Annotated in this window: 20 protein-coding genes; 9 read left to right on the top strand and 11 right to left on the bottom strand. The window is 63.1% G+C overall.

Annotated elements, in window-relative coordinates:
* Nucleotides 1–367 precede the first annotated feature (367 nt).
* The 4 genes from DTW89_RS19885 to DTW89_RS04425 all read left to right on the top strand — a co-directional run bounded on the left by DTW89_RS19885 (nucleotide 368) and on the right by DTW89_RS04425 (nucleotide 5,696).
* Nucleotides 368–727: a collagen-like protein gene (locus DTW89_RS19885; protein ID WP_024814446.1), complete on the top strand. Its 360-nt coding sequence runs from the start codon at nucleotides 368–370 to the stop codon at nucleotides 725–727.
* Between the two features lie 320 nt (nucleotides 728–1,047).
* Complete coding sequence (gene clpB / locus DTW89_RS04435) at nucleotides 1,048–3,654, top strand: ATP-dependent chaperone ClpB (RefSeq protein ID WP_114655046.1); 2,607 nt, start codon at nucleotides 1,048–1,050, stop codon at nucleotides 3,652–3,654.
* A 149-nt stretch (nucleotides 3,655–3,803) separates the two neighbouring features.
* The gene (locus DTW89_RS04430; protein ID WP_114655045.1) at nucleotides 3,804–4,145 is read left to right on the top strand and encodes a hypothetical protein; all 342 of its coding nucleotides are present in this window, start codon (nucleotides 3,804–3,806) and stop codon (nucleotides 4,143–4,145) included.
* 111 nt (nucleotides 4,146–4,256) lie between these two features.
* On the top strand, nucleotides 4,257–5,696 hold the full coding sequence (locus DTW89_RS04425; protein ID WP_114655089.1) for a coniferyl aldehyde dehydrogenase: 1,440 nt from the start codon (nucleotides 4,257–4,259) through the stop codon (nucleotides 5,694–5,696).
* On the opposite strand, the gene DTW89_RS04420 is transcribed toward DTW89_RS04425, so the two are convergent.
* Both DTW89_RS04420 and DTW89_RS04415 read right to left on the bottom strand, forming a co-directional pair.
* Entirely contained in the window at nucleotides 5,668–7,425 is a 1,758-nt protein-coding gene (locus tag DTW89_RS04420) for a hybrid sensor histidine kinase/response regulator (RefSeq protein WP_236637027.1), read from the bottom strand. The genes DTW89_RS04425 and DTW89_RS04420 overlap by 29 nt on opposite strands.
* Nucleotides 7,426–7,483: 58 nt before the next feature.
* Nucleotides 7,484–8,119 (bottom strand): response regulator, encoded by a 636-nt coding sequence (locus DTW89_RS04415; protein WP_114655044.1) that lies wholly within the window; start codon nucleotides 8,117–8,119, stop codon nucleotides 7,484–7,486.
* Nucleotides 8,120–8,393: 274 nt separating this feature from the next.
* Between DTW89_RS04415 and DTW89_RS04410 the strand changes: the two genes are divergently transcribed.
* The 3 genes from DTW89_RS04410 (at nucleotide 8,394) to DTW89_RS04400 (ending at nucleotide 10,648) form a co-directional block, all read left to right on the top strand.
* Nucleotides 8,394–8,849, top strand: a complete 456-nt coding sequence (locus tag DTW89_RS04410; RefSeq protein ID WP_201740944.1) for a hypothetical protein — start codon at nucleotides 8,394–8,396, stop codon at nucleotides 8,847–8,849.
* A 122-nt stretch (nucleotides 8,850–8,971) separates the two neighbouring features.
* On the top strand, nucleotides 8,972–9,490 hold the full coding sequence (locus DTW89_RS04405; protein WP_024814453.1) for a GNAT family N-acetyltransferase: 519 nt from the start codon (nucleotides 8,972–8,974) through the stop codon (nucleotides 9,488–9,490).
* Between the two features lie 9 nt (nucleotides 9,491–9,499).
* On the top strand, nucleotides 9,500–10,648 hold the full coding sequence (locus DTW89_RS04400; protein WP_114655043.1) for a methyltransferase: 1,149 nt from the start codon (nucleotides 9,500–9,502) through the stop codon (nucleotides 10,646–10,648).
* A 72-nt stretch (nucleotides 10,649–10,720) separates the two neighbouring features.
* Here the strand turns inward: DTW89_RS04400 and DTW89_RS04395 are convergent, their stop codons facing one another.
* On the bottom strand, nucleotides 10,721–11,278 hold the full coding sequence (locus tag DTW89_RS04395; RefSeq protein WP_114655042.1) for a hypothetical protein: 558 nt from the start codon (nucleotides 11,276–11,278) through the stop codon (nucleotides 10,721–10,723).
* Between the two features lie 276 nt (nucleotides 11,279–11,554).
* Between DTW89_RS04395 and DTW89_RS04390 the strand changes: the two genes are divergently transcribed.
* A complete protein-coding gene (locus DTW89_RS04390) occupies nucleotides 11,555–12,508 on the top strand; it encodes a tRNA dihydrouridine synthase (protein WP_114655087.1) in 954 nt (317 codons plus the stop codon).
* A gap of 31 nt (nucleotides 12,509–12,539) precedes the next feature.
* Here the strand turns inward: DTW89_RS04390 and DTW89_RS04385 are convergent, their stop codons facing one another.
* From DTW89_RS04385 to mnmH, 3 genes are all read right to left on the bottom strand, one after another.
* Nucleotides 12,540–14,552, bottom strand: coding sequence for a phospholipase D family protein (locus DTW89_RS04385; protein WP_114655086.1), 2,013 nt, complete (start codon nucleotides 14,550–14,552; stop codon nucleotides 12,540–12,542).
* A gap of 241 nt (nucleotides 14,553–14,793) precedes the next feature.
* Nucleotides 14,794–15,996 carry an ammonium transporter gene (locus tag DTW89_RS04380; protein WP_114655041.1) on the bottom strand — a complete coding sequence of 401 codons (1,203 nt, stop codon included), beginning with the start codon at nucleotides 15,994–15,996 and terminating at the stop codon, nucleotides 14,794–14,796.
* Between the two features lie 258 nt (nucleotides 15,997–16,254).
* The gene (mnmH, locus tag DTW89_RS04375) at nucleotides 16,255–17,304 is read right to left on the bottom strand and encodes a tRNA 2-selenouridine(34) synthase MnmH (RefSeq protein ID WP_114655040.1); all 1,050 of its coding nucleotides are present in this window, start codon (nucleotides 17,302–17,304) and stop codon (nucleotides 16,255–16,257) included.
* A gap of 36 nt (nucleotides 17,305–17,340) precedes the next feature.
* On the opposite strand from mnmH, the gene selD reads away from it, so the two are divergent.
* Nucleotides 17,341–18,417, top strand: a complete 1,077-nt coding sequence (gene selD / locus DTW89_RS04370; protein WP_442858093.1) for a selenide, water dikinase SelD — start codon at nucleotides 17,341–17,343, stop codon at nucleotides 18,415–18,417.
* Nucleotides 18,418–18,493: 76 nt separating this feature from the next.
* Here the strand turns inward: selD and ribD are convergent, their stop codons facing one another.
* The 5 genes from ribD to DTW89_RS04345 are packed head-to-tail and all read right to left on the bottom strand — an operon-like array spanning nucleotide 18,494 to nucleotide 24,667.
* The gene (gene ribD, locus DTW89_RS04365) at nucleotides 18,494–19,600 is read right to left on the bottom strand and encodes a bifunctional diaminohydroxyphosphoribosylaminopyrimidine deaminase/5-amino-6-(5-phosphoribosylamino)uracil reductase RibD (protein WP_114655039.1); all 1,107 of its coding nucleotides are present in this window, start codon (nucleotides 19,598–19,600) and stop codon (nucleotides 18,494–18,496) included.
* Nucleotides 19,601–19,639: 39 nt separating this feature from the next.
* Nucleotides 19,640–20,071: a type IV pilin protein gene (locus DTW89_RS04360; RefSeq protein WP_114655084.1), complete on the bottom strand. Its 432-nt coding sequence runs from the start codon at nucleotides 20,069–20,071 to the stop codon at nucleotides 19,640–19,642.
* A 37-nt stretch (nucleotides 20,072–20,108) separates the two neighbouring features.
* Nucleotides 20,109–23,591 (bottom strand): pilus assembly protein, encoded by a 3,483-nt coding sequence (locus DTW89_RS04355; protein WP_114655038.1) that lies wholly within the window; start codon nucleotides 23,589–23,591, stop codon nucleotides 20,109–20,111.
* Between the two features lie 25 nt (nucleotides 23,592–23,616).
* Nucleotides 23,617–24,285, bottom strand: a complete 669-nt coding sequence (locus DTW89_RS04350) for a pilus assembly PilX family protein (protein WP_114655083.1) — start codon at nucleotides 24,283–24,285, stop codon at nucleotides 23,617–23,619.
* Nucleotides 24,286–24,310: 25 nt separating this feature from the next.
* On the bottom strand, nucleotides 24,311–24,667 hold the full coding sequence (locus tag DTW89_RS04345) for a PilW family protein (RefSeq protein WP_161555624.1): 357 nt from the start codon (nucleotides 24,665–24,667) through the stop codon (nucleotides 24,311–24,313).
* Nucleotides 24,668–24,923 lie beyond the last annotated feature (256 nt).

Raw genomic sequence — 24,923 nt, 5'->3', positions numbered from 1 at the left:
CCGCTAAGTGCTGGCGCTGGCGTCGCCCTGCGGACCCGCGAGCACAGCCACGCCGCTGGTGCGGCCGCGTCGCCACATTCGGCCGTCCGGTGGCCAGCGCACGGTGATTGGGGCGCCGTGGGGCGCAGCGCTGGCGTTGGGACGGAAAAACAGCTTTTACCCGACCGGACACCCATCCAGCCTGGAGGCGGGCTGAATCGGCCTGAACAATGACACGCAGGCGTCGGTTCGTCCTACAGGGCCGCGTGGGCATTTTCTGTAGATTTGCGCCACAGCTTGTCAATGACTGTTGAAGGTCTTGGCAAGAAAGAAACTCCGCGCGCAGTTTCATCGTCATGTGCGTCTATCCCCTCCCTACAAGGTTTCCATGAAAAATTCCCTACTGCTTGCCGCCCTGATTGCCACTTTCGGTCTGGCCGCTTGCGAAAAAACCGTTGTAACCCCGCCGGTCGCTGCACCGGTGGTGGTGGTTCCGGGCCCGGCAGGCCCTGCGGGTGCCACGGGTGCCACCGGAGCTACCGGCTCCACGGTGGGTGTTCCAGGCCCCACCGGTGCTACCGGCGCCACGGGTGCGAGCGGCTATGACGGTGCCACGGGCTCCACGGGCTCTACCGGTGCCACCGGTGCGTCTGGCGCCACGGGTGCCACCGGTTACGACGGTGCCAAGGGCGAAGCGGGCGCTGATGGCAAAACGGGCGACACCGTGATTGTTGTGCCCGCCAAGTAGAACCTTGGCGTGACGCGACAGGCGCAGGCGGTTTTCCGCCTGCGCCTTTTTTTTGGGCCGGGCAATGGGGTGCCGTTTCAAATAAACGGCATCCATGCCCCGCGCAATGCCGACGGGTGGATTTGCACGCCGCCTTGGCGAACCGGATCCGCAGTTGCTGTTCCCCGCTGGTCAAGCGCCGGTGGTCATGGAAAAATGGGTTTACAAGGGGGTGCCAGCGCCCTTGGGTTGGTTGACCTGGCACAAGTTCTGGCCTGCGTGCTGTCTTGAAATCAGGCACACCCTGCCTCAAGTGCTCTGCAATTCGGAGGATATGGACCATGCGTCTCGACAAATTCACCACCAAGTTCCAGGAAGCCCTGAGCGATGCCCAGAGCATTGCGCTGGGCAATGACAACGCTTATATCGAGCCCGTGCACTTGCTCGTGGCCATGCTCAAGCAGGACGACGGCCCCAAGGCACTGTTGCAGCGCGCGGGTGCCAACGTGCCCGGCCTGCTGGCTGCGGCCGAGGCTGCCGTCAAGCGGCTGCCTTCCGTGCAGGGCCAGGATCAGGTGCAGGGCGGGCCCGAGCTGGGCCGCGTGCTGCAAGCCACTGAAAAAGAAGCCATCAAGCGCGGCGACCAGTTCATCGCCAGCGAGCTGTTTCTGCTGGCCGTGATCGACAGCAAGGGCGATGCCGCGCGCATTGCCAAGGAAAACGGTCTCACGCGCAAGAGCCTCGAAGCCGCCATTGACGCCGTGCGCGGTGGCCAGAAGATGGACAGCGCCGAGGGCGAGGGCCAGCGCGAGGCCCTGAAAAAATACTGCATCGACCTGACCGAGCGCGCTCGCATGGGCAAGCTGGACCCGGTGATCGGCCGTGATGACGAGATCCGCCGTGCCATCCAGGTGCTGCAGCGCCGCACCAAGAACAACCCCGTGCTGATTGGCGAGCCCGGTGTGGGCAAGACCGCCATCGTCGAGGGTCTGGCGCAGCGCATCGTGGCCGGTGAGGTGCCTGAAAGCCTCAAGGGCAAGCGCGTGCTCTCGCTCGACATGGCAGCGCTGCTGGCCGGCGCCAAGTTTCGCGGCGAGTTCGAAGAGCGCCTGAAAACCGTGCTCAAGGAGCTGGCACAGGACGAAGGGCAAACCATCGTCTTCATCGACGAGTTGCACACCATGGTGGGCGCGGGCAAGGCCGAAGGCGCCATGGACGCGGGCAACATGCTCAAACCTGCGCTGGCCCGTGGCGAGCTGCACTGCGTGGGCGCCACCACGCTCGACGAATACCGCAAGTACATCGAGAAGGACGCCGCACTGGAGCGCCGCTTCCAGAAGATCCTGGTGGGCGAACCCACCGTGGAGGCGACCATTGCCATCCTGCGCGGCCTGCAGGAAAAATACGAGGTACACCACGGCGTGGAGATCACCGACCCGGCCATCGTCGCCGCCGCCGAGCTCTCGCACCGCTACATCACCGACCGCTTCCTGCCCGACAAGGCGATTGACCTGATCGACGAGGCTGCGTCCAAGATCAAGATCGAGATCGACTCCAAACCCGAGGTCATGGACAAGCTCGACCGCCGACTGATCCAGCTGCAGATTGAGCGCGAGGCCGTGCGCCGCGAGAAGGACGAAGCCTCGCAAAAGCGCTTTGGCCTGATCGAGGAAGAAATCGAGTCGCTGCAAAAAGAAATCGCCGACCTCGACGAGATCTGGCAGGCTGAAAAAGCCCAGGCGCAGGGCAGCCAGCATGTGCGCGAGCAGGTTGAGCAGGTCAAGCTGCAGATCGAAGAACTCAAGCGCAAGGGCGACTTCAACAAGGTGGCCGAGCTGCAATACGGCAAGCTGCCAGAGTTGGAAAAGCAGCTCAAGGAAGCCCAGGCCCAGGAGGCCGGCACCGATGGCGTGTCTGCCCCCAACCGCCTGCTGCGCACCCAGGTGGGTGCCGAAGAAATCGCCGAGGTGGTGAGCCGCGCCACGGGCATCCCCGTGGCCAAGATGATGCAGGGCGAAAAAGACAAGCTCTTGCAGATGGAAACCAAGCTGCACGAGCGCGTGGTGGGCCAGGAGGAGGCGATTGCCGCCGTGGCCAACGCCATCCGGCGCTCGCGCTCGGGCCTGAGTGACCCGAACCGGCCCACGGGCAGTTTTCTGTTCCTCGGCCCCACGGGTGTGGGCAAGACCGAGTTGTGCAAGGCGCTGGCGGGCTTTTTGTTTGACAGCGAAGAGCACCTGATCCGCATCGACATGAGCGAGTTCATGGAAAAGCACAGCGTTGCGCGCTTGATTGGCGCGCCTCCGGGCTATGTAGGCTACGAAGAAGGCGGGTATCTCACGGAAGCCGTGCGCCGCAAGCCGTATTCCGTGCTGCTGCTCGACGAGGTGGAAAAGGCCCACCCCGACGTGTTCAACGTGCTCTTGCAGGTGCTCGACGATGGCCGCCTGACCGACGGCCAAGGCCGCACCGTGGACTTCAAGAACACCGTGATCGTGATGACGAGCAACATCGGCTCGCACCTGATCCAAGCCATGGTGGGGCAGGACTCGGACGACATCAAGGAAGCGGTGTGGGGCGAGCTGAAGAACCACTTCCGCCCCGAGTTTTTGAACCGCATCGACGAGACCGTGGTGTTCCATGCGCTCGACGCGGCGCACATTGCCTCGATCGCCAAGATCCAGCTGCAGCTGCTGCAATCGCGCCTGGCCAAGATGGACCTGGAAATGCAGGTGTCCGACGCCGCCCTGGCCGAGCTGGCCAAGGTCGGCTTCGACCCGGTGTTTGGTGCGCGCCCGCTCAAGCGTGCCATCCAGCAGCGCATCGAGAACCCGCTGTCGAAGTTGCTGCTCGAAGGGCGCTTCCCGCCCAAGAGCCGCATCGAGGTCAGCGTGGACCCGGTGCTGGAGCCCGGGGTGTTCCACTTTGGAGCATCCGCGCCGGTCTGAGCGGCAGGCAATTTTAATTATCAAAAATGATAGCTGCTAGCGCTTTATGGATAAGCGCTAGCGGCACATTTGGCATAAATTTTGGTGGTTGACAGTGGGTAGTGGACATCCCTGCCCATCGCCCAAAGGCTGAGAACCGAGGAGGTTGTTTGAATGATTTTTTGGCGGGCCTGACCCGCTGGCTCATCCGGGCCGTGGTGGTGGTTGCCGGGCTGGTGATGTTTCTGAGCCTGCTGGCCGCCGTGCTGGTGCTGGCGCTGGCCTGGGGGCTGCGTGCGGCCTGGGCGCGCCTCACCGGTCGGCCGGTAACGCCCTGGACCATGCGGGTGGATCCGCGCACGGGCTGGAGTACGGTTTACCGTTCCACCGAGCGCTGGTCGGCCACGCGCACCGCGCCCGCCGCCGACACCCCCTCGCGTCGCGCAGGCGTGTTGCCCGGCGCCGACGAGGTGGTGGATGTGGAGCCGCGCGAACCCCGCGAAGAGCGCTAGCGCTGCCTGCCAGCAGCACCGGGCGTCTGGCTTCTGGCGGCCCTGAACGCCGCCGCAGGGGCGCTGCAGGCGCCGGACGGGGACATTGGACTGTCTTCTATGATGGCGGCCATGACACCTGACGACATTCGCGCCCATTTTGACCTTCAGTACCAGGCCAGCCGGGCACACATTGACGTGCCCCTGCTGGTGCGTCGCGAGCGCCTGCTGCGCGTGCAAAAGATGCTCGATGAGCACGGGCCCGTGCTGGCCGCCGCCGTGCAGGCCGATTTCGGCATGCGCTCGCCGCGTTTGACCGAGGTGGCCGATTTTTTTGTGCTGCGCACGTTGCTGTCGCACACCCTGAGCCATCTGGCGCGCTGGATGAAGCCCCAGAAGGTGCGTACGCCCCTCTTTTTGCAGCCTGCGCATGGCTGGATCGCGCGCCAGCCGCTGGGCGTGGTGGGCGTCATTTCCCCCTGGAACTACCCCGTGCAACTGGCGCTGGCCCCCGCCATCACGGCGCTGGCGGCGGGCAACCGCGTCATGCTCAAGCCCAGCGAGCTCACACCCCACACATCGGCCCAGCTGGCCCTGTTGGTGGCGCAGTTTTTTGCAGCCGATGAGTTTTGCGTGGTGCAGGGCGACGCGGCCACGGCAGCGCTGGTGGCATCGCTGCCGTTCGACCACCTGGTGTTCACCGGCTCCACCGCAGTGGGGCGCAAGGTGGCGCAGGCAGCGGCGCAGCACCTCACGCCCACCACGCTGGAGCTGGGGGGCAAGTCGCCGTGCATTGTGGATGCCGATTGCGACATGCAGGACGCCGCGCTCAAAATTGCCCATGGCAAGCTGCTCAATGCAGGCCAGACCTGCATTGCCCCCGACTACGTGCTGCTGCCGCGCGGGCGCGAGGCCGAGTTCTCCCAGGCCTACCAGGCCGCGGTGGCGCGGTTGTTTCCCAGCATCGAGGGCAACCCCGATTACGCCTCCATCATCACGCCGCGCCACTATGCGCGGCTGCGCACCATGCTGCAGCAGGCCCAGACGCAGGGCGCCGAGGTGCACACCATCGACCCCGCCAGCGGCAAACCCGTGGCGGCCACTGTGGGCACGCTGGGCGACGGGGCCAGCCGCCAGATGCTGCCCTCGCTGGTGTTTGGCGCCACGCCCGCCATGGCGCTGATGCAGGAGGAGATTTTTGGCCCCATCCTGCCCGTGATTTCGTACGAGCGGCTGGACGAGGCCGTGGCCCACATCAACGCGGGGCCCCGCCCGCTGGCGCTGTACTGGTTTGGCCGCAGCGATGCGGTGCGTGACGATGTGCTGCGCCGCACCGTGAGCGGTGGCGTCACGGTAAACGACACGCTGATGCACATCGCCCATGACAACCTGCCCTTTGGCGGCGTGGGCGACAGCGGCTGGGGCGCCTACCACGGCGAGCAGGGTTTTCTGCGCTTTTGCCACCAGAAGGCGGTGCTGGTGCAGTCCCGCTGGGCCATGGGCTCGCTGTTCTACCCGCCTTACGGCGCGCGCTTCGACAAGATCATGGGCCTGCTGCGCCGCTGGTTGTAGCCGCGTTGATGGGCTGCGGCTGGGTGATGAGCTGCACCATGGCTTCGCGCAGCTGGCCGGTGGAAACCGGCTTGTGCAGCAGCAGGGCCGATGTGCTTTGCGCATCGCGTAGGCGCTGGGGCGAGGTGTCCCCCGTCATGATGATGGCCGGCACCGCAGTGCCCAGGTGCGTGCGCAGTGCCTGCAGCACCTGCTTGCCGGTTTCCTCATGGCGCAGCCGGAAGTCGGTGATGATGAGATCGGGGGTGTCGTCGCCCAGGTGCTTCAGTGCTTCGGCGCCCGAGCCGGCCACGGTGCAGTGGCAACCCCAGCTTTGCAGCAGCGACTGCATTCCCAGAAGCACCGCCTCGTCGTCGTCAATGGCCAGCACATGCAGGCCCTCCAGGCTGCGGTCTTCGGGGAGCGGCGCGGCTTCATCCTCCAGCGCGCCGTCCCACGCATCCATCCAAAGGCGAAACACCGAGCCCCGGCCCGGTTGCGAGCGCAACTCGACAGTTGTGCCCCCCATCTCGTTCACCAGCCGGTGCACGATGGCCAGGCCCAGGCCCAGGCCCTTGCGCCGGTCGCGCTCCGGGTTGTCGAGCTGCAGGAACTCCTGAAAAATGTCGTCCCACTGGTGCTGGGGAATGCCGATTCCGGTGTCCCACACCTCCAGTGCCACCCGCTGGCCGCGCCGGCGGCACGCAATCAGCACGCCGCCCCGGGTGGTGTAGCGCAGCGCGTTGGAGATGAAGTTGCGCATCACCAGGCCCACCAGTGATCGGTCGGCATGCGCGGCCAGTGAGGTCTCGCGGGTGCGGTACACCAGGCGTGCGTTGTCGGCCTGCACGCCAAATTCCTGCTCCAGGGCCGTGAGCAGGGGTTGCACGGCAAATGCCGACGGGCGCACCTTGACCACGCCAGCCTCCAGCCGCGAGTAGTCGAGCAAGGTGGTGAGCATTTCGGCTGCTGCGCTGGATGCGGCGTGGGCATGGTCCAGCACCGTCTGCTGGTGGGCGTTCAGCGGGCTGCGCTGCAGGCTCTCCAGAAACAGCCCCATGGCGTGCAGCGGCTGGCGCAGGTCGTGGCTGGCCGCCGCCAGGAAACGCGACTTGTCGCGATCGGCTTTTTCGGCGATCTGCTGCGCCGCCTGGGCGCGCTGGGACTCGGCGCGCAGCTCTCCCACCAGGCGCTGGTTTTCCAATTTCAGGGCAATGCTGCGGCGGGTGGCTGTATCGGCCGTGCTGGCCTGCATGCAGGTCAGGCTGAAATACACCAGCACGAGGAACAGCGCGGGCCACAGCACCGGCCCACCTGCCAGGGCAATGGCCAGCAGCACGCTGCCAATGGCGCAGCTCAGGTAGACAAGGTAGGCGCGGTACAGCGGTGCTCCCAGCCCCAGGGCGCCGGACGACACCGTGCTGACGATGCCAATGGCATAGACCACGCTGCTGGCGTTGCCCCAGTGCATCACCACCAGGCCCAGGCCGCCCCAACTCAGGCCCATGCCGGCCATGCAGGCCATCAGCTTATAGGCCGACCAGCGGGCGGGATCGGTCGTCGGGTCCATGCTGCGCAGCGAGAGATAGACCCCCATCACGACCAGCACATGCGAGATCAGCCAGGCCGTCAGCGCCTGCGGGTCGACCGCGCCGTCCATCACCCACATCGTGCCCAGTGCCGTGGCCAGGGAGGCCACCAGGGTCATGGGAAAGTTCTGGCGCAGCAGTGCGACCTGCTCGCGCAGCACCTCGTCGCGCTCCCAGCGCAGCGACGGCCAGGGTCAGAGCGCACCGGTCCCTGGCGTTTCAGGCGGCATCATGCAGCGGCGGCAACGACAGGCCCAGCCGCTGTGCCGCCAGCAAGGCAGCGCTGCGGCTGTTGACGCCCAGCTGCGCAAAGATGGCGGCCACATGCACGCGCACGGTGTTTTCGCTCAGTCCCAGATCGCGGGCAATCACCTTGTTGGGCTTGCCGGTGCACAGCAGGAACAGCACATCGAGCTGGCGTGCGGTCAGCGTGGGCGCTGCCGGTGCGCGTGTGGTGGTGGTGTTGCCGCTGTGGGCGGGAAAGCAGGGCGCGCCCGACAGCGCGCAGCTGATGGCCTCCAGAATGTCGGCGCCACTGGCCGACTTGGGCAGAAAACCGTCGGCACCGCGCGTGCGCGCCTCGTAAACAGCGTCGGGCGCCACGCTGGCAGACACCAGCACGATGCGCGCCCGGGGGAATGCCTGGCGCAAGAGGCGCAGGCCGTCCAGGCCGCTCATGCCGGGCATCTGGATGTCCAGCAGCACCAGGTCCACGGTCTCTGGCCGCAGCGCGCAGGCTTCGGCCACGGTGCCGGCTTCGAAGATGGCATCCACGCCGGGGTGGTCCTGCACGATCAGGCGCAGCCCGGTGTGAAACAGGGTGTGGTCGTCAACAAGCAGCAGACTGGCAGGCATGGGGCGAGTATTGCGCACAACGCCGGGGTGCGCGACTAGTCCATTTGTGCGATGGACGCACGGGCGTGCGGTTTCTAGACTGTGACCCAGGCGTTGTGATGGTCTGTGGCTGGACCGCGTGGCGCATCCGATCCTGTCCAGCTTATCCACAAAGAGGTTTACGCATGAGTGCCAGTGTTTCCCATTCTGTCGCCCGCTCTTCCGTTCTCGGTCAGCGCATCGTCGATCAACGCCCCGTGGCAGCTGCTGGCGGGGCCGGTGTGGGGGCAATACCGTGGCCCAACTGCTGCAGGAAAACTGCGCCGACATGCGGGCATCGGCGGGTGTGGTCATTGAATATCTGGATACGCAGGCAGGCACCTGGCAATTTTCGCTGGACGACGGGCAGACGTGGCGCGCTGTGCGCACCGACCTCATCAACCGGCCCGGCCACACGGGCCTGGCGCTCGACCGCGACGCGCGTTTGCGCGTGCTGTGCTCGGGCAGCAACCGGGAGGGCGCGCGCGTGGTGTTTCACTCTGTGCAGCGCGGCCACGGCGCTGGCAATGGCAGCTATCGCCCCTATGCGCCGGATGAGCGCGAGGACGCATCGCACAGTGTGGCGCTGGTGCTGTGCATGGGCGCCATCAACGGTGTGCCGCCTGCGGTGAAGGTGCCGCGCCCGCGCAACAAACGCGCCCGGGCGCAGGGCCTGGACACGGCATCGAACGCCGCGCTCAGCAGGGCCTGAGGGTGGTGGTGGGGGGCGTTGCGAGCCCCCGGATTAACCAGCAGCACAGGGCGAAAAAGCGTTTGCGGCGACAATGCCGGTCCTTTTTGTTTTTTCACTCCCTGTTTTCGTTCGGTTTTTCCATGTCCAGTATCCAGGTTCGTCCCGCCACGCTTCGCGATGCCAAAGCCATTGCCCAGATCCACACCGTATCCGCCCAAGAGGCTTACAAAGGTCTGGTGCCAGACGAGCAGTTGAAATCCATGTCGGTAGAAAAGCGCCAGGCCTACTGGCGCGAAGCCATTGAATATTGCGAGCCCCAGGTGCAAGTCGCCATTGATGGCGAAAAGATTGTGGGTTTCGTCGGCTATGACCGCTCGCGCGATGAAAAATCCCGCCCCACCACCGGTGAAATCTGGGCCATCTACGCCGCGCCCACCCATTGGAACCAGGGCGTAGGCCTGGCCCTGTGGGACGCCGCCCGTGACGGCCTGCACGAAGAAGGCTGCACCAACGTGACCGCGTGGGTTCCCTTGCGCAACGAACGCGCCATCCGGTTCCACGAAATGGCCGGTTTCAAGCGCGAGCTCTCCACTGCCAAGACGGCCGTGGTAGGCGGCGTGAAGATCGAAGAAGTGCGTCTCAAACGCCCCATCAATTAAGGCTATTGCATGATCTCCTGGAGCGACTCGGGCCAAGCCCACGAAGCCCTTTGGCGCTCCGAAAGCGGGGCCACTGCGCCGCGCCGCGTCGTGGTGGCCGATGACACGCTGTCCGCTGACACGGCCTACCGGCTGGCCTGCGAAGGCACCGGCCTGCTGTGGCAGGGCGACTTTCAGAACGCCCGCATGTTGCTGCAGGCCCTTATGCGGCGGGTGGATCGCAAGCCGCCCAAGGCGGCAGCCAAGGCAGCACAAAAAATGGCAGAGGCCACGGCGGCTGAGGCGTTTCACCTGCACCGCCAGGCGCAGGCGCAGCGCGCACGCGTGCTGTCGTCCCTGCTGATTGCGCTGGAAGGCGACTACGCCATTGACCTGCGCCGCGCGCCCGACCTGCGCCAGGCCTGCACCGAAGCCTGGGGCGCGGCCACGGGCGAACGCTCGGTGGCCTCGCTGCGTGAACTGCTGGGTCTGGTGGGGGCGCACGAGTGGCGCAAGAAGGGCGTGGAAGTGCCCGCGCTGGGCTCCGCGCCCAACAACCGCATCCATCCGTATTACGGGGTGTTTTCGCCCGTGCGCGGCGAATATGTGGACCTGGTGGCAGCGGCTGCGCTGCCATCGAAGGCGCTTGCCTTTGACATCGGCGTGGGCACGGGCGTGCTGTCGGCCCTGCTGGTGCGCCGGGGCGTGCAGCGCGTGGTGGCCACCGAGCAAGACCCGCGTGCGCTGGCCTGCGCCCGTGACAACCTGCAGCGCCTGGGCGCGCTGGCGCAGGTCGAGCTGCAGTCGGTGGACCTGTTTCCCGCCGGGCGCGCGCCGCTGGTGGTGTGCAATCCGCCCTGGGTGCCGGCCCGTCCCAGCTCGCCGATCGAGCACGCCGTGTACGACGAGGGCAGCCGCATGCTGCGGGGCTTTCTGGCCGGGCTGGCCGCGCACCTGGAGCCCGGCGGCGAAGGCTGGCTCATCTTGTCGGACCTGGCCGAGCACCTGGGTTTGCGCACCCGCGAGCAGCTCATGGGCTGGATTGCCGACGCGGGCCTTCAGGTGCTGGGCCGCGCGGACATTCGCCCGCGCCACGCCAAGGCGGCCGATGCGGGCGATGCCCTGCACGCCGCCCGCGCGGCGGAAGTCACATCGTTGTGGCGCCTGGCTGCGGCCTGATGCGCGCCCATCCCATTTCCTGCTAAGACGGTGAGGGCGCGCTGCGCCGGGCTGCGTTGCGCGCTCAGCCTCTCAGTCGCTCATGGCGGCTGACAGCGCCCGGTCTGGCGGCTGCAACTGCTCCAGGCGCTCGCGAATGCCCAGGGCGCGCTCATCGCCAGCCACCTTGGCCACCTCGGCAATCAGGGCTTCGCCCACTGCCAGCATGCTCTCGCGGTCGCGCGCTTCGCGCAGGGACGCGTGGTAGCTGCGGGCCAGATCGGGGTTGCGGCGGGCAAACAGGCGCTCGCTCAGGTCGAACAGGTACATGCGGGTGCTCGCCAGGGAGCGCAGGGCTTCGCTGGGAGCGGGGGGCGTTTGCGGTGCGGCAATGGGTTCGGGCGCTGGTGCCGTAACGGGTTCGGTCGCGGCAACGGGTTCGGTTGCAGCTTGCGTGGTGGCCAGCTGGGCAAGGTAGCCCTCGCGCACAAGGTGTTCCACCATCTGGGCGCCGGTGCCGTTGTACATGGCCTGCAGTTCAGACAGTGGCTTGCCGTCGGCCAGCAGCAGCAACGAGCGTTCGCGCAGGCTCAGGGTGCGAACGCCAGGCGAGAGTTCGCGGCGGGCTTTATCGGTTCGTTGGAGCAACATGGACGCACGGATCACGGAAAGGAATGGCCTGCATTGCAGCACCGCGCGATGACGCTGTGATGACCTGCACGGCACGCCGCCGTGCAGCCCGTGCCGGCACTGCAGCCCGCCCGCCAGGCTGCCGCACAATGGCGGGCGCTGCCGGTGGCAGCAGATCGGGTTCTGATTTGCTATTTATTTTGTAGCTACTTGCGCTTGCTGCATAAGCGCTTTTGCCTGTTTTCTTGTAAATTTTCTTTCGACATCCACCGCCGCCCTTGGCGTGTGGAACGCACCATGACCTTGCTGCTCGCCCCCATGGAGGGGCTTCTGGATTTTGTGCTGCGTGACGTGCTGACCCGCGTGGGCGGCGTGGACCGCTGCGTGTCCGAGTTCATCCGCGTCACCGGCACCGTGCTGCCCGACAAGGTGTTTTTGCGCTACCTGCCCGAGCTGCGCCACGGCGGGCGCACGCTGGCGGGCGTGCCGGTGCGCGCGCAGCTGCTGGGCTCCGACCCGGTGTGCATGGCCGAGAACGCGGCCGCCCTGGCGGCGCTGGGCCCCGAGGGCATCGACCTGAACTTTGGCTGCCCCGCCAAGGTGGTCAACCGCCACGGCGGCGGCGCGGCGCTGCTGCAAGAGCCCGAGCGCATTGCCACGCTGGTGGCCGCAGTGCGCCGCGCCGTGCCAGCGCATCTGCCCGTGTCGGCCAAGATGCGCCTGGGCTTCAACGACGCCAGCCTGGCGCGCGAGTGTGCGCAGGCCATGGAAGCTGGCGGCGCCAGCGAACTGGTGGTGCACGCCCGCACCAAGGCCGATGGCTACCGCCCGCCGGCCTATTGGGAGCAGATTCCGGCCATCCGCGCGGCCGTGCGCATTCCGGTGGTGGCCAATGGCGAGATATGGACCGTGGCCGACGCGCAGCGCTGCCGCGCGGTGTCGGGCTGCAACGCCCTCATGCTGGGCCGTGGCATGGTGGCCGACCCGGGGCTGGCCCGCGCCATCCGCGCTGCCGACCAGGGCCAGCCGGGCACGGACCGGGTGGAATGGCCGGCATTGCTGCCGCAGCTGGCCGCGTTCTGGCAGCTGGTGTGCAACGACCTGGAGCCGCGCCAGCGCGCCGGCCGCCTCAAGCAATGGCTCAACCTGCTGCGCCGCCGCTATCCAGAGGCCGAGTTGGCCTACCAGCATGTGCGCACCATGACCGATCAGCGCGCCATCACGGCCTGGCTGGCTGCCCTGCAGCCTTGAGGTGGGCGCGGCCACCCGTGCGGGGCAGGCTCTACAGCAGATGATCGGGCGCCAGCGGACCCAGCAGCAGCAACAGCAACTGCAGCGGCACGCTTGCGCCGGGCTCGCTGGTGGCGTCCTGCAGGTTGCTGCCCTGCGGCGCCCGCCAGACAAGGCCGCCACGGGCGTCCAGTTCCACATGCCAGGCGGCATCGCGCAGCGCCAGTTCGATGCTGGCACCGGCCCTGCGGGACAGATCCATGCTGCGGATCAGCAGCGCGATCTCGGTGTTTTGTTTTTGCGAACGCATGTCCAGGTTCATCGAGCCAACGGCCAGCAGCCGGTGGTCCATGATCACCAGCTTGGAGTGGAGCATCGCGCGCGAAGAGCCCGTGGACCCCGTGGCACCGATGCCGTCACTGCCGCCACTGCTGCCACTGCCCGTGGCGCTCAACGCCTTGCGCACGCCGGTGGCCTCGCTGTGCATTTCGTACAGTTCGACGCCCATCGCCAGCAGCGTCTTGCGGTGGCGTGCGTAGCCTACATGGGCAATGGGTGCGTCATTCGATGCCAGCGAATTGGTCAGCACCCGCACCCGCACGTTCCGGGCACGCGCGGCGGCAAAGGCGGCCGTGATCTCGGGGCCGGGAACGAAATAGGGCGAAACAATGAGCAAATCGCGCCGGGCCTGGTCCATCAGCTGCAACAGGCCATCCACCACGGTGTCTTCCTGGCTTTCCAGGTATTCAAGCTCGGCCGCCGATGGCGCCTGAGGCGTGCCTGACGTAGGGGCCGTGGATGTGCCCACGGGGGACGCGGTGATTGATGCCGTGGGCGTTTTGGGTGCCGGCGTGACCGATGCCACATGCACGGGGTGCACGGGGGCCGCGGGGGCCAGGGCGTTGCGCTGCCCAGCCACTGCCGTCACCGCATCACGCGGCGACGGTGTTCCGGGCTGTGGTGCCAGCGGCTCCGTGGTGGCGGCGGAATCTGCCGGAATCTTGGCGGGCTTGTCCACCAGCACCACGGCCGGGGCCCACACAAAGCGTGCGGCGGCCAGATTGAGCGGCTTGCGGTCCCACACGCGGCTGCGCTGGGCCTCCAGGGCATCCAGCGCGGTTGTGGCGTTCGGGGTCGATGCCGTTGCCGCTGCTGATGCTGATGCTGATGCTGATGCTGATGCTGATGCCGTTGTCACAGGGCTGGGGGCGGCCTCGGGGGGGCTGGAAGATTCGGTGGGCGTCTCGTCCACCTCTTCGACCGATGCAGCAGAAGCGCGCAGGGCATCGAGCTCTTTGCGCGTGATGAGCGACTGCACCGGGTAGGCGCGCTCGTTGTTCCAGTAGCTGTCAAAGCTGCGCGACAGATCTTTGACGATGGGGCCAGCCGCCAGCACGTCCAGGTCCACAAAGTTGCCCGAAGTGTCGTGGCCGAAATAGGCATCGCCCAGGTTGCGCCCGCCGGCGACGCCCATGGCGTTGTCGGCAATGAACAGCTTGTTGTGCATGCGCTGCTGCACCCGCGAAAAATCGCTCAGGGCACTGACCATGCGCCACAAAGACGAGTCACGGGAACCGGCCACCGGGTTGAACATGCGCATTTCGATGTTGGGCTCAAAGGCCAGGCGCATCACCTGCGCGTCCGCGCCGGAGGTGTTGAAGTCGTCCAGCAGCACGCGCACGCGCACGCCGCGCCGGGCTGCGGCCACCACGCTGCGCAGCAGACGCTCGGTGCTGGCATCGGCGTGAATGGCGTAGTACTGCAGGTCCAGCGTTTTTTGGGCCGCCTCGACCAGTGCCAGGCGGCTGCCATAGGCCGCCTGGGGGCCGGAGAGCAGCAAAAAGCCGGATTCAAAGCGCCCACTCGCCGCCGCGCGGCGCTCTTGCACCTGGGTGGCCAGCGCGGTGCCTGCGGTGGTTTCCAGCGCCGTTGAAACGGGGCGCGGCACATTCTTGGGCAACTCGGCACAGCCACCCAGCACGGCAACCAGCAGGGCTGCCCACAGCACTGGCAGATGCCGCAGTGGCAGCACGCTACGGGGGGCGGAAACAAGGGCTGGGGTCATGGGCGGGCTCATCGGAGGCTTTTGGGCAGCTGTGGTGATTTGGGTGGTCGAGGACTTTGCCAGCGCGATGGCGTGCCGGCCCACGGCGTGGGCTCGCTGTGCCCATCATGCGCCACAGCGTAGCGGGCCGCATGCCGGGCGGGTGTCAGACGGCACGCCGTGCCGAGGAACTGGCCTCTTGCCGTGTGAAAAAATCAACAACCGTCCAGGCAGGGCAATTCGACGATCCCAGAACAGGTTCTTACCAGCTCACTTCGCGGTCGGGCGTTGCGCTGATCTTGTGGATCGACAGGTCGGCACCATCAAACTCTTCTTCCTGCGACAGGCGCAGGCCCACGGTGGCTTTGAGCACGCCATACACCAGCGCGCCCCCCAACAGCGCCCACAGCACGCCCATGGCCGTGCCCATCAGTTGGGCCCACAGGCTCACGCCGCCAAGCCCACCCAGCGCCTTGCTTCCAAAAATGCCCGCTGCGATGCCGCCCCAGGTGCCGCACAGCCCGTGCAGGGGCCACACGCCCAGCACGTCGTCGATCTTCCAGCGGTTCTGGGTCAGGGTGAACATCACCACAAAGATGCTGCCCGCCACCGCGCCCACCACCAGCGCGCCCAGCGGGTGCATCAGGTCCGAGCCCGCACACACCGCCACCAGCCCGGCCAGCGGGCCGTTGTGCACAAAGCCGGGGTCGTTTTTGCCCAGCACCAGCGCAGCCAGCGTGCCCCCCACCATGGCCATCAGCGAGTTGACCGCCACCAGCCCCGAGAGCTTGTCGACCGTCTGCGCGCTCATCACATTGAAACCAAACCAGCCCACCACCAGCACCCACGCCCCCAGCGCCAGAAACGGGATGTTGGAGGGAGGGTGTGCCGAGATGGCGCCGTCCTTGCGGTAGCGGTTGGAGCGCGACCCCAGCAGCAGCACCGCAGGCAGGGCAATCCAGCCCCCCATGGCGTGCACCACCACAGAACCGGCAAAGTCGTGAAAAGCGGCCCCTGTCAGGGCGGTAATGGCAGCCTGGATGCCAAAGTGCCCGTTCCAGGCGATGCCTTCAAAAAATGGATAGACAAAGCCCACGATGGCAGCCGTTGCCAGCAGTTGGGGCCAGAACTTGGCACGCTCGGCAATGCCGCCCGACACAATGGCCGGAATGGCCGCCGCAAACGTGAGCAGAAAGAAGAACTTCACGAGCGCATAGCCGTTGTGCTGGGCCAAGGTTTCTGCACCTACAAAGAAATGGGTGCCATACGCCACGCTGTAGCCCACCACAAAATACACCACCGTGGAAACCGAAAAATCCACCAAAATTTTGACCAGCGCATTCACCTGGTTCTTTTTGCGCACGGTGCCCAGCTCCAAAAACGCAAACCCCGCGTGCATGGCCAACACCATGATGGCGCCCAGCAAAATAAACAGGGCATCGCTGCCCTGTGGGAGTGCATTCATAACTTCCTCGTGCTCAGAATTGATCGGTTCTGGTGCGCCCAAGACGTCGGCACCAGATTTGCACCAAAATTAAGCAAAATTTGGACCATGAAAACCATACTGGTGCGTGGCCAGCGCGCACCAATATCAGGCACCGTTGTCGTGTGAATCCGAGAAAATTGGGTCAAATATGCCTCTAGCGCTTATGCAGTAAGCGCAAGCAGCTATTGTTTTGATAGTTATCTAAGCACGAAGCCCTGCCCGGTGCAGAGGGGGCCCTCAGCCCAGCGCCAGCACCTGGGCGGCCAGGGCATCAATGCCGGCTTCAGAAAGATCGTCGCTGGCCAGGCTGTGCCGCGCAGCCCACTGGTGCAGGTGCGTGCTTTGCGATCGGGCATACAGCGGGTCGTAGTGCAGTGCCACCAGCTCGGCGAACAGGGGGGGCAACGCACCTGCCTGTGCCCAGTCTTGCCAGCGTGCAATCACCTGCTTGCCGTGCAACTCTTTGAGCACGCCCAGTTGCTGGGCCAGCAGGTCGGGGTTGTCGCCCAGGTTGGCGTAGTCGCGCAGCAAAAAATCCAGGCGCGCAGGCACGCTGGCCGCTACTTCGATGCAGGAGCTTGCGCGCAGGCGCTGTACCAACGGCTGGGGCACCGCCAGGCGGCCGATTTTGCTGCTCTCGGCCTCGACATAGATGGTGCGCTGCAAATCCAGGGGCTCCAGCGCATGCAGCAGGGCGGTTTCAAAGGCAGTTTGCGAAGGCTGCGCCACCCCCGGCCAGGCGCCCAGCACTGAGCCGCGGTGGCGCGCGCAGGCTTCCAGGTCAAGCTCCTGTGCGCCGCGCGCAGCCAGTGCTTGCAGCACGCGCGTTTTGGCGCTGCCGGTGGGGCCGCAAATCACGCGCAGGGGCAGCTGCGGCGCCAGCTCGGCCAGCCGGTCGATGACGTGGCGGCGCCACGACTTGTAGCCACCGGCCAGTTGCTGGGCATCCCAGCCCACCAAGCGCAGCCAGGTCACCATCGAGCCGCTGCGCATGCCGCCGCGCCAGCAGTAGATCAGCGGTTTCCAGCTGGCGGGCTGGTCGGCAAACTGCGTGCGCAAATGCCGCGCCAGGTTGGCGGCCACCATGGCGCCACCCACGCGCCGCGCCTCAAAGGCGCCCTGCTGCTTGTAGATGGTGCCGACAATGCGGCGCTCGTCGTCATCCAGCACGGGGCAGTTGATGGCGCCGGGAATATGGTCCAGCGCGTATTCGGCGGGCGACCGCGCATCAATGAGGGTGTGAAACGCGTGGCGGTCTGCCACGCGCACGGGGCTGCGGTGGCTCATGGCTTGCCCCGCGCCGCGCCGCAGGCGGCTGGCACAATGGCGCGCACCATGACTGTTGATTCAAAACCCATTCGTCTTACCCAGTTCTCGCACGGCGGCGGTTGCGGTTGCAAGATAGCGCCGGGCCTGCTGCAAGAGATTTTGGCACGCGCACCGCAGGGCATCGTGCCGCCCGAGCTGCTGGTGGGCACAGAAACCAGCGACGACGCGGCGGTTTACCGCCTCAACGACAGCCAAGCGCTGGTGGCCACCACCGATTTTTTCACCCCCATCGTCGACGACCCGTACGACTTTGGCCGCATTGCCGCCACCAATGCGCTGTCCGACATCTACGCCATGGGCGGCACGCCCATCATGGCGCTGGCACTGGTGGGCATGCCCATTGCCCAGCTGCCACCCGAAGTGATTGGCCGCGTGCTCGAAGGCGGCGCCGCCGTGTGCCGCGAAGCCGGCATCCCCATTGCGGGCGGACATTCGATCGACGTGCTCGAGCCCATCTACGGCCTGGTGGGCCTGGGCCTTGTGCACCCCCAGCGCGTGCGCCGCAACGCCGACGCGCAGGCCGGCGATGTGCTGGTGCTGGGCAAGCCGCTGGGCGTGGGCATTTTGTCGGCCGCGCTGAAAAAAGGCATTCTGGATGCCGCTGGCTATGCCGACATGCTGCGCTACACCACGCAACTCAACCGCGTGGGCGTTGCGCTGGGCGCGCTGGAGGGTGTGCACGCCATGACCGACGTCACCGGCTTTGGCCTGGCCGGCCATCTGCTAGAGGTGTGTCGGGGCTCGGGGCTTTCGGCCCGGGTGAATCTGGCCCAGGTGCCGGTCATTGAAGCTGCAGCCAAGTTTGCGGCCGATGGCGTGGTCACGGGTGCATCCGCACGCAACTGGGCAGCCTATGGCGCCGACGTGGCCTGGGCGCCCGGTGCGCCCGAATGGCAGCGCCACCTGCTGACCGACCCGCAAACCAGCGGCGGCCTGCTGGTGAGCTGCAGCCCCGATGCGCTGGCCAGCGTGCTCGACACATTTGCGCAAGCCGGCTTTGTCGCAGCTGCCGCCATGGGTGGCATGCAGGCGCGGGCGCCAGGGCAGGGCAGTCAGCTGGTTTGCGGGTGAGTGGGGCGGGCGAAGCAGTGGCGCACTGATTGCCCACAAGTGCGGTGCCGCAGCGCCTGTCGGGCTGGCCAGGGCTTCAAAAAATATCGCGCCCGCGCACCCGGGCCACGATGCGAATGTCTGGCCCCACACGCTCCACCGTAATGAAGTCCATCGCCAAGCCCTGACCCAATGCGTCGAATGGCCCCACGTTGGCCATGCCAAGGCCAGGCCCCAATAACGTGGGCGCCAGGTACACCAGCATTTCATCGACCAGCCCTTCGCGCACCAACGAGCCATTGAGCTTGTTGCCGGCCTCCACATGCAACTCGTTCACGCCACGCTGGGCCAGGTCGCGCAGCATGGCCTGCAAATCCACTTTGCCCTGCGGGTTGGGCAAATAGACCACTGTGGCACCCCGCGCCTCCAGTGCGGCTTTTTTTGCATCATTTTGGCTTGCAGCGTATATGTAGCAAGCGCGACCAGCTATAAATAAATGAGCATCCGGCGGAGTTTGCAATTGGCTGTCTACCACCACCACATGCGGCTGGCGCGGGGTGGGCGCTTCGCGCACATCCAGGCGCGGGTTGTCGTCCAGCACCGTGCCAATGCCGGTCAGCACCGCACAGGCGCGCGCCCGCCACGCGTGGCCATCGGCGCGGGCAGCCGGCGAGGTGATCCACTGGCTGGCGCCGTTGTGCAGTGCCGTGGTGCCGTCCAGCGACGCCGCAGACTTGAGGCGAACCCAGGGTGTGCCACGGATCATGCGACTGAAGAATCCAATATTGAGCTCACGCGACTCGGCCGAACCCGGGCCGACTTCTACTTTGATGCCCGCAGTGCGCAGCCGCGCAAAGCCCTGGCCGGCAACCAGCGGATTGGGGTCTGCAACAGACGCCACCACCTTGGCAATGCCCGCCGCCGCCAGCGCATCGCAGCAAGGCCCCGTGCGCCCCTGGTGCGCGCAGGGCTCCAGAGTGACATAAGCCGTGGCGCCGCGTACATCCTGCCCTGCAGCCGCCGCATCGCGCAGCGCCATGATTTCGGCGTGCGGGCCGCCGGCTTGTTGTGTTGAACCCTGGCCGATGACCCGGCCATCCGGTGCCACCAGCACGCAGCCCACGCGGGGGTTGGGGTTAGAAAGAAAAAGCGCCTGGGCGGCGAGCCCAAGCGCTTGGTTCATTAACTCATCAGTGCATGCCATTGGCCGAATGCTAATGCATTCATCCAGCTGCAAAAGGGACTATTTGTTCCAGCACTCCGTTGCCAAAGCACTGGTAGTGGACGACGCTGCACCTCGCACACCCGTGTGCGTAAGTGTGTAGTTTCCACACTTGTCTCCGACCTGGGCCCCTGCAGGGGTAGCAGTCAACGTGTACGCAGCTCCTGCGGTCGCGCTGGCGGGTGGGGAAGCTACTGCAACGGCGTAGCGCCCTGACTGAATGGTGGTGAGCGTCGTTGGAAACGACGCTGTCAGCGGGTAGGTGCCCGTGGCAGTTGCGGCCCTTTCCATCCATTGGGCGCCTTGCAGCAATGCCGCACGCGCCTCTGCGCGATGCCCCCGCCGGATGTACTCGTTGTAGCTGGGTAAGGCAATGGCCGTGAGGATACCAACGATGGCTACCACGATCATGACTTCAATGAGTGTAAAACCCTGATGATTACTGCGATTCATGGATGATTTGTATTTCATTGCGTTTATCCGCTGGCTGTTATTGCAATTGACGCCAGTTAATCGTGAGGTCTGGTGCTGGTGGCTCTGCAATCTTGCGTGTTTTCCCGTCTGAGCCTACGCGCAATTGCTCTCCGACACCCCTCAGCGCAATCTCCTCGGGGCTGGTCGTGGTTCTGTTAGTGTCGTTGTCCTTGGCGGAAGCACTGTTGTACACGCCATCACCGTCAGCATCCAAAAGTTGCACGGTTGGCTTGAGGCCTTGCTCAATTCCCATCAGGGTGAGGTAGCCCTTGGCAGGAATCGAATTAGGTGTGCATGTTTCGGCAACGTCTCCAGTAGTGCTGCCGCCTGAAGCGGGCACGATACTCTTGATCTGCAAAATGTTGCTGCCACTCAAAAATTCTGCACTTTGCAGCACCCTTTCACCTGAGATTGGCAGTTCGAGATACCAGCCCTTTTTTGCGCCAGTGCCTGTATATGCAAGTGCGGTCTGACCAGTTGTCATGTTCCAAAAGTCTTGGCCTGTGCTGGCAAGGGCACCTGTGATTATGGTGCTGTTGAATGTCCGCTCCACAAGGTTGGTTCGACCCGAACCCAGCGCGACTGGCGTGACGACGCTAGTGTCCACCAATACCTTGCCTTTGTTACTAGCGGTGGCGTCCAGCTTGTAGCGTGTGTTGTCCAGCACCGAGTAGAAGGTTTGGGGGGAAACGTCGGTGCGGTCGCCTTCTTCAAGGCTTTGTCCTGTACCGAATGCCACCATCATGCCACCCGTACTGTTGGGGCGAACCGAAGGGGGCGCCACGATGGGTTGAGGTTCTGTCGTGTTTGTTTTTTCCGTAGCAGTGAACAGTGGGGTGCAACTCGTGCAGCCTGCTGTTGAGAAAGCCATCTTCCAATTTGCTGGGTCGGTGTGTGCAATGTCAAACTTCCAGAGATTTCCTTTGAGGTCACCGGCATACACCACGTCGGGGGTGCCATCGCCATTCAGGTCCACCAAGCGTGGGGTCGAAAGACCATTGGCCGCTGCGTTGCCTGTGGTGCCCGAAGCTGCAACAATTTTGCGAATCGATGGAGCGGCAGTGGTGTTTTGACCATCCAAGTATTGGATTACTAACACGGGGTCTTCGTTGGTGCTGTTATAACCATTGCCCAGCACAACTGCCCAGCGCCCATCATTCATACGGGCAATTTGGGTGGCCTGTTGGGTGTTACCTTCAGCTGTCACTGGGTCACCAAAAATGTAGCCAATATCCGCATCTGAGCCGTCAGTTTTGTCTGCCCACACCACCGCGGATGCATTGGGGTCGGTGTTGGTAAAGTTGCTTACGGGCGTGCTGGTGGTTGATGCCGCACCAGACTTGCGGCCCGGTGTGGTTACGTCCAGTACAAAATAGCCCTTGCTGCCAGCGCCCAGCGTGCTAACCAAGACCGTGCGCCAGTCTGGTGTCGATGCGGTGGGACTGACGTTAGCATCGCCGGTGAAAGGTGATCCATCCACATAATACTTATGAGTACTTTGGTAAGTGGGTTTGGTTAGTGCGGCCAGGTTTTTATAAATCCCCTGAGGAATGTAAGCAATTTTCTCAGTGCCATCCTCGGCAGAGAACCCATGCAACATACCGTCATTTCCCCCAACATACAGCATGGGCAAGCGGTCTTTGTGGGTGTTGGCAAAGGTGCTGTAGCCCTGGAGGCTGTAACCCGCAGCAGGCCTGGCGCTATACCACACAGTGGAGTTCACGATATCGCCCTGGCGAGAGGTTCGTACCCGAAACGGCTTGGCAGTGGTGTCACCTTCCAAGCTGCGATCGCCCCGAATAAAGTTCAGTCGGTTTTGTCCAAGAGTGGTTCCTGCTGTGCCTGTTGCACCGTCTTTCAATAGATCCTGCTGCCCACCCGTCGTGGCACTCAGGTTGTCCCAGGTAAACTGCTTGCCGCCCGCGTTGTAGGTATAAATCACCCGGTCTGGTATTTGTGCGTTGGTGCGTGCGTCGAGGATGTCGCCTGTACTTTTGGGTTTACCGTCGGTCTTTGTGCCCCAGGCTGTGTTTGGGGTCAGTGCCGCAGTGCCTTGGGCAGCTGTGTATGAAACGATGCCGCCTTTCCAACCATCAGCTTCATATACTGATTGATAAACCCCGGTGCTGGAGCTGATCACCGATGTGGATGCGCTGGCGAACCCTGTTATAGGCGTAGACGTGTCTGCGAAAATTTGTCCGAGGATATCGTTAAAAGCATTCGCAAGCGCATCGGGTGAACGCACTGGATAATATCGACCACGGCCATTGAGGGCCATATGCCAAAGTTCAGCGGGTCGATTATCTTCGCTACCAAATACGTCTGGCCATTCGACAGTGTTGTTGACCAGCGCTGAGTAACCACCGAGATAATTGCTGTCTGTTGTGCTGTCCCAGATAGGACCATTGCTCCAAGAAGTCGCGGTTTTCCCGAAGCCAATGGTGTAAGTAGAAACGTGTTGCCATGTTGCTGGATTGTTTTTAGGATTCCAGTATTCTTCCAAATCAAGGGCCCCTACTTTTTCTACCCCACTTTTTTTGATCAACGGTCGAACGGAGTTTGAAATATTTTTCGTACTATCTGAACCATCTTGAAGATCGGTTGCCCAACTTTTGAAGGCGTAGTCCGATAGGGTGCTCAAATCATTATTTCCGTAGGTATCCACATATGCTTGAGTTTGATTTGATGTTCTGCTGTAAGAAACCGTGTCGGGAAGGGGCACGCTAGTATTGTCGGCATCACCTACCGATTGTTTATTGCTGCTATTCCAGGCGCCATCCGTTAGGAAAATATGATAAGACCTTCTGCAGGCGAGATAAGTACCCTCTGTAACGGTCGGATTTTCGGCCCAAGGATTGTTTTTTCCTGCAGGCGATCTCATGTAGTCGTAAACATTTTTCACCATCTTATGTGATGGAGTTCCGTTATAAGCTTTCAGGCTGTTTGCGAAATTTGAAAAATTAACTCTATGGGTGCCTGCAAAAGGTTTGATGGTATTGGTGTTGCCTGCAACGAGACTATCGGCGGTGGTTGCAGCGCCATTGTTGTGCATTGTTTGCCAGGCAAGTCGTATGGAATTATCAGGCGTGCTGCCTTTTGTTCCCGGTGTCGCATTCGCATCGCCAAATTGAGCTGTTAGCGCATCTTTTAGTGCACGAATTCTGGACTTGTTTGTATTCCCTGCGCGCGTTGCTGGACAGTCTGTGGGGGTTGCGGACGGGTTGTTGTCTGGCACGTACTTTGCGCCAGTTTCATTATATGGCGTGCCGTATCTGGTATCGAGGTCAGATGTCATGCACCCGCCAGTATCCCATCCCATACTGCCAGAATCATCTACAGAGATAATTACGTTGGGTGCGGGCTCTTTGCCGGAAGATCCTGCTGGATATTGAACCAAATCAAGATAGTTGCCGGCCATGACAACAGATGGCATGCCTAGCCCACCAATTAAAAAGCTAATGATGGTTTTATTCAAATTTGGCAGGTTTCTTTTGTTCATGACGTAAATCCTGTGCGTTGACTATTTATTCGCCTTTGATTGCCTGAAAGGCAATTGTTGACTGTAGTACCACTTGGGTGTTTGGCTTTAATCCGCGGGCAATCGCTGTAATGCGGAAAATTAAGGGAGATTTGGTGGGTTCAATCGAAGTCACGTTTGTGCCGCTCGGCGCGTAACGCATTACTTCGACCCAATACCATGCCCCTTGTCCTGCTGTTGTGTTCGCTAGTATTGCGTTGCTGGTGCCCCCAGCTGCGGCACCGGTATACTCGCCGTAACGCGCAGCTACACCCGTACCTGTCATGCTTGTGAAGTCGCTGGGTTTGATCCAGAAATTTTGAGCGCCTGTACGTTTGGCACAGATGCCATGAAGACACTTTGCGCTTTCGGCCTCTAATAAGTCTACAAGTTCGTCGAAAGCACCAGTTGCTTCCGTCGGGAAGCGTGTTTTATTGTTTGTTTTGCGGGGATAGGTTGCTGCAGGTATGTTCTGCAATCGAATATCGTTTTTTGCATCTTCCATGATGGTCTGTGCGGCTTCAAATGCACGTTGGTAATCAGCATCATTGCCAACAATCAGTTCATTGAAAAGTGCTGTGCGTGAAGCCCACAATGCCAAAAGTGTAGACAGAAGTACAAGAATAATAATGATGTATAGCGATATGCCGCGCTGATGATGTTTGAGTTTTCGCATGGTTTTATTTGCGCTGTGTTTGCTATTAAGTAGCTTGCCAGCCCTGGTTGCGAACATAAAATGTATTCCGATAAATTACGCGCATTTTTTTACCTCGGGATTTTTCTGCATCCCCTGTTTTCCAGTTGCAGTCCCGGTAAGTAGAGCCCGCAGTGTCGATGATTTCATCTCCCTCAAATTCAAGACACACTTCGACGGCATGCACATTGCCCCAGTCGGCCGAAGTGGTGATATTTGTTGCAGAGGTGTATCGAAACTGCGGTTGCTTTGTAGCCGCATCAAGTACCTGCTGTAGGTAGGTAACCTGAAAGTCCATGACGCCACTAACAATCGGTTGGGCGGCGCCACTACCGGCACAGACGAGGTTATTTTTGGCGTCCAATTTGAATTTACTTTCCAACACTGGCGCGACAATGGCATTCGAGCTGTCCGGATTTTCTGCTAAACAATTACGTAGCAAATAGCCATTTGAGGCAGCGGTAGCGGTGGGTGAGGCGTAGATGGGTTCTAGCAGGCTGCTGAAATACTCCCCAGCGTCCGAACCTGTTCAGCGGCCGTAGCCGCATTTTTCCGTATCCTGAAAGTCAACCCCTCAAAATCGCCTGCTTTCAGTCGCAAAGCACGGTTTTTTTGCCCCT

It is taken from the genome of Acidovorax sp. BoFeN1, from assembly GCF_003345135.1.
GTDB lineage: Bacteria > Pseudomonadota > Gammaproteobacteria > Burkholderiales > Burkholderiaceae_C > Acidovorax > Acidovorax defluvii.
The sequence above is the reverse complement of the archived record's forward strand: the minus strand, read 5'-3'. Positions and strand labels throughout refer to the sequence as shown.

Bases quoted from the DNA above. Each gene is read 5' to 3' on its own strand.
- DTW89_RS19885 (WP_024814446.1), top strand. From the start codon at position 368: ATGAAAAATTCCCTACTGCTTGCCGCCCTGATTGCCACTTTCGGTCTG.
- clpB (WP_114655046.1), top strand. From the start codon at position 1,048: ATGCGTCTCGACAAATTCACCACCAAGTTCCAGGAAGCCCTGAGCGAT.
- DTW89_RS04425 (WP_114655089.1), top strand. From the start codon at position 4,257: ATGACACCTGACGACATTCGCGCCCATTTTGACCTTCAGTACCAGGCC.
- DTW89_RS04415 (WP_114655044.1), bottom strand. From the start codon at position 8,119: ATGCCTGCCAGTCTGCTGCTTGTTGACGACCACACCCTGTTTCACACC.
- DTW89_RS04405 (WP_024814453.1), top strand. From the start codon at position 8,972: ATGTCCAGTATCCAGGTTCGTCCCGCCACGCTTCGCGATGCCAAAGCC.
- DTW89_RS04400 (WP_114655043.1), top strand. From the start codon at position 9,500: ATGATCTCCTGGAGCGACTCGGGCCAAGCCCACGAAGCCCTTTGGCGC.
- DTW89_RS04395 (WP_114655042.1), bottom strand. From the start codon at position 11,278: ATGTTGCTCCAACGAACCGATAAAGCCCGCCGCGAACTCTCGCCTGGC.
- DTW89_RS04390 (WP_114655087.1), top strand. From the start codon at position 11,555: ATGACCTTGCTGCTCGCCCCCATGGAGGGGCTTCTGGATTTTGTGCTG.
- DTW89_RS04385 (WP_114655086.1), bottom strand. From the start codon at position 14,552: ATGACCCCAGCCCTTGTTTCCGCCCCCCGTAGCGTGCTGCCACTGCGG.
- DTW89_RS04380 (WP_114655041.1), bottom strand. From the start codon at position 15,996: ATGAATGCACTCCCACAGGGCAGCGATGCCCTGTTTATTTTGCTGGGC.
- mnmH (WP_114655040.1), bottom strand. From the start codon at position 17,304: ATGAGCCACCGCAGCCCCGTGCGCGTGGCAGACCGCCACGCGTTTCAC.
- selD (WP_442858093.1), top strand. From the start codon at position 17,341: ATGGCGCGCACCATGACTGTTGATTCAAAACCCATTCGTCTTACCCAG.
- ribD (WP_114655039.1), bottom strand. From the start codon at position 19,600: ATGGCATGCACTGATGAGTTAATGAACCAAGCGCTTGGGCTCGCCGCC.
- DTW89_RS04360 (WP_114655084.1), bottom strand. From the start codon at position 20,071: ATGAATCGCAGTAATCATCAGGGTTTTACACTCATTGAAGTCATGATC.
- DTW89_RS04355 (WP_114655038.1), bottom strand. From the start codon at position 23,591: ATGAACAAAAGAAACCTGCCAAATTTGAATAAAACCATCATTAGCTTT.
- DTW89_RS04350 (WP_114655083.1), bottom strand. From the start codon at position 24,285: ATGCGAAAACTCAAACATCATCAGCGCGGCATATCGCTATACATCATT.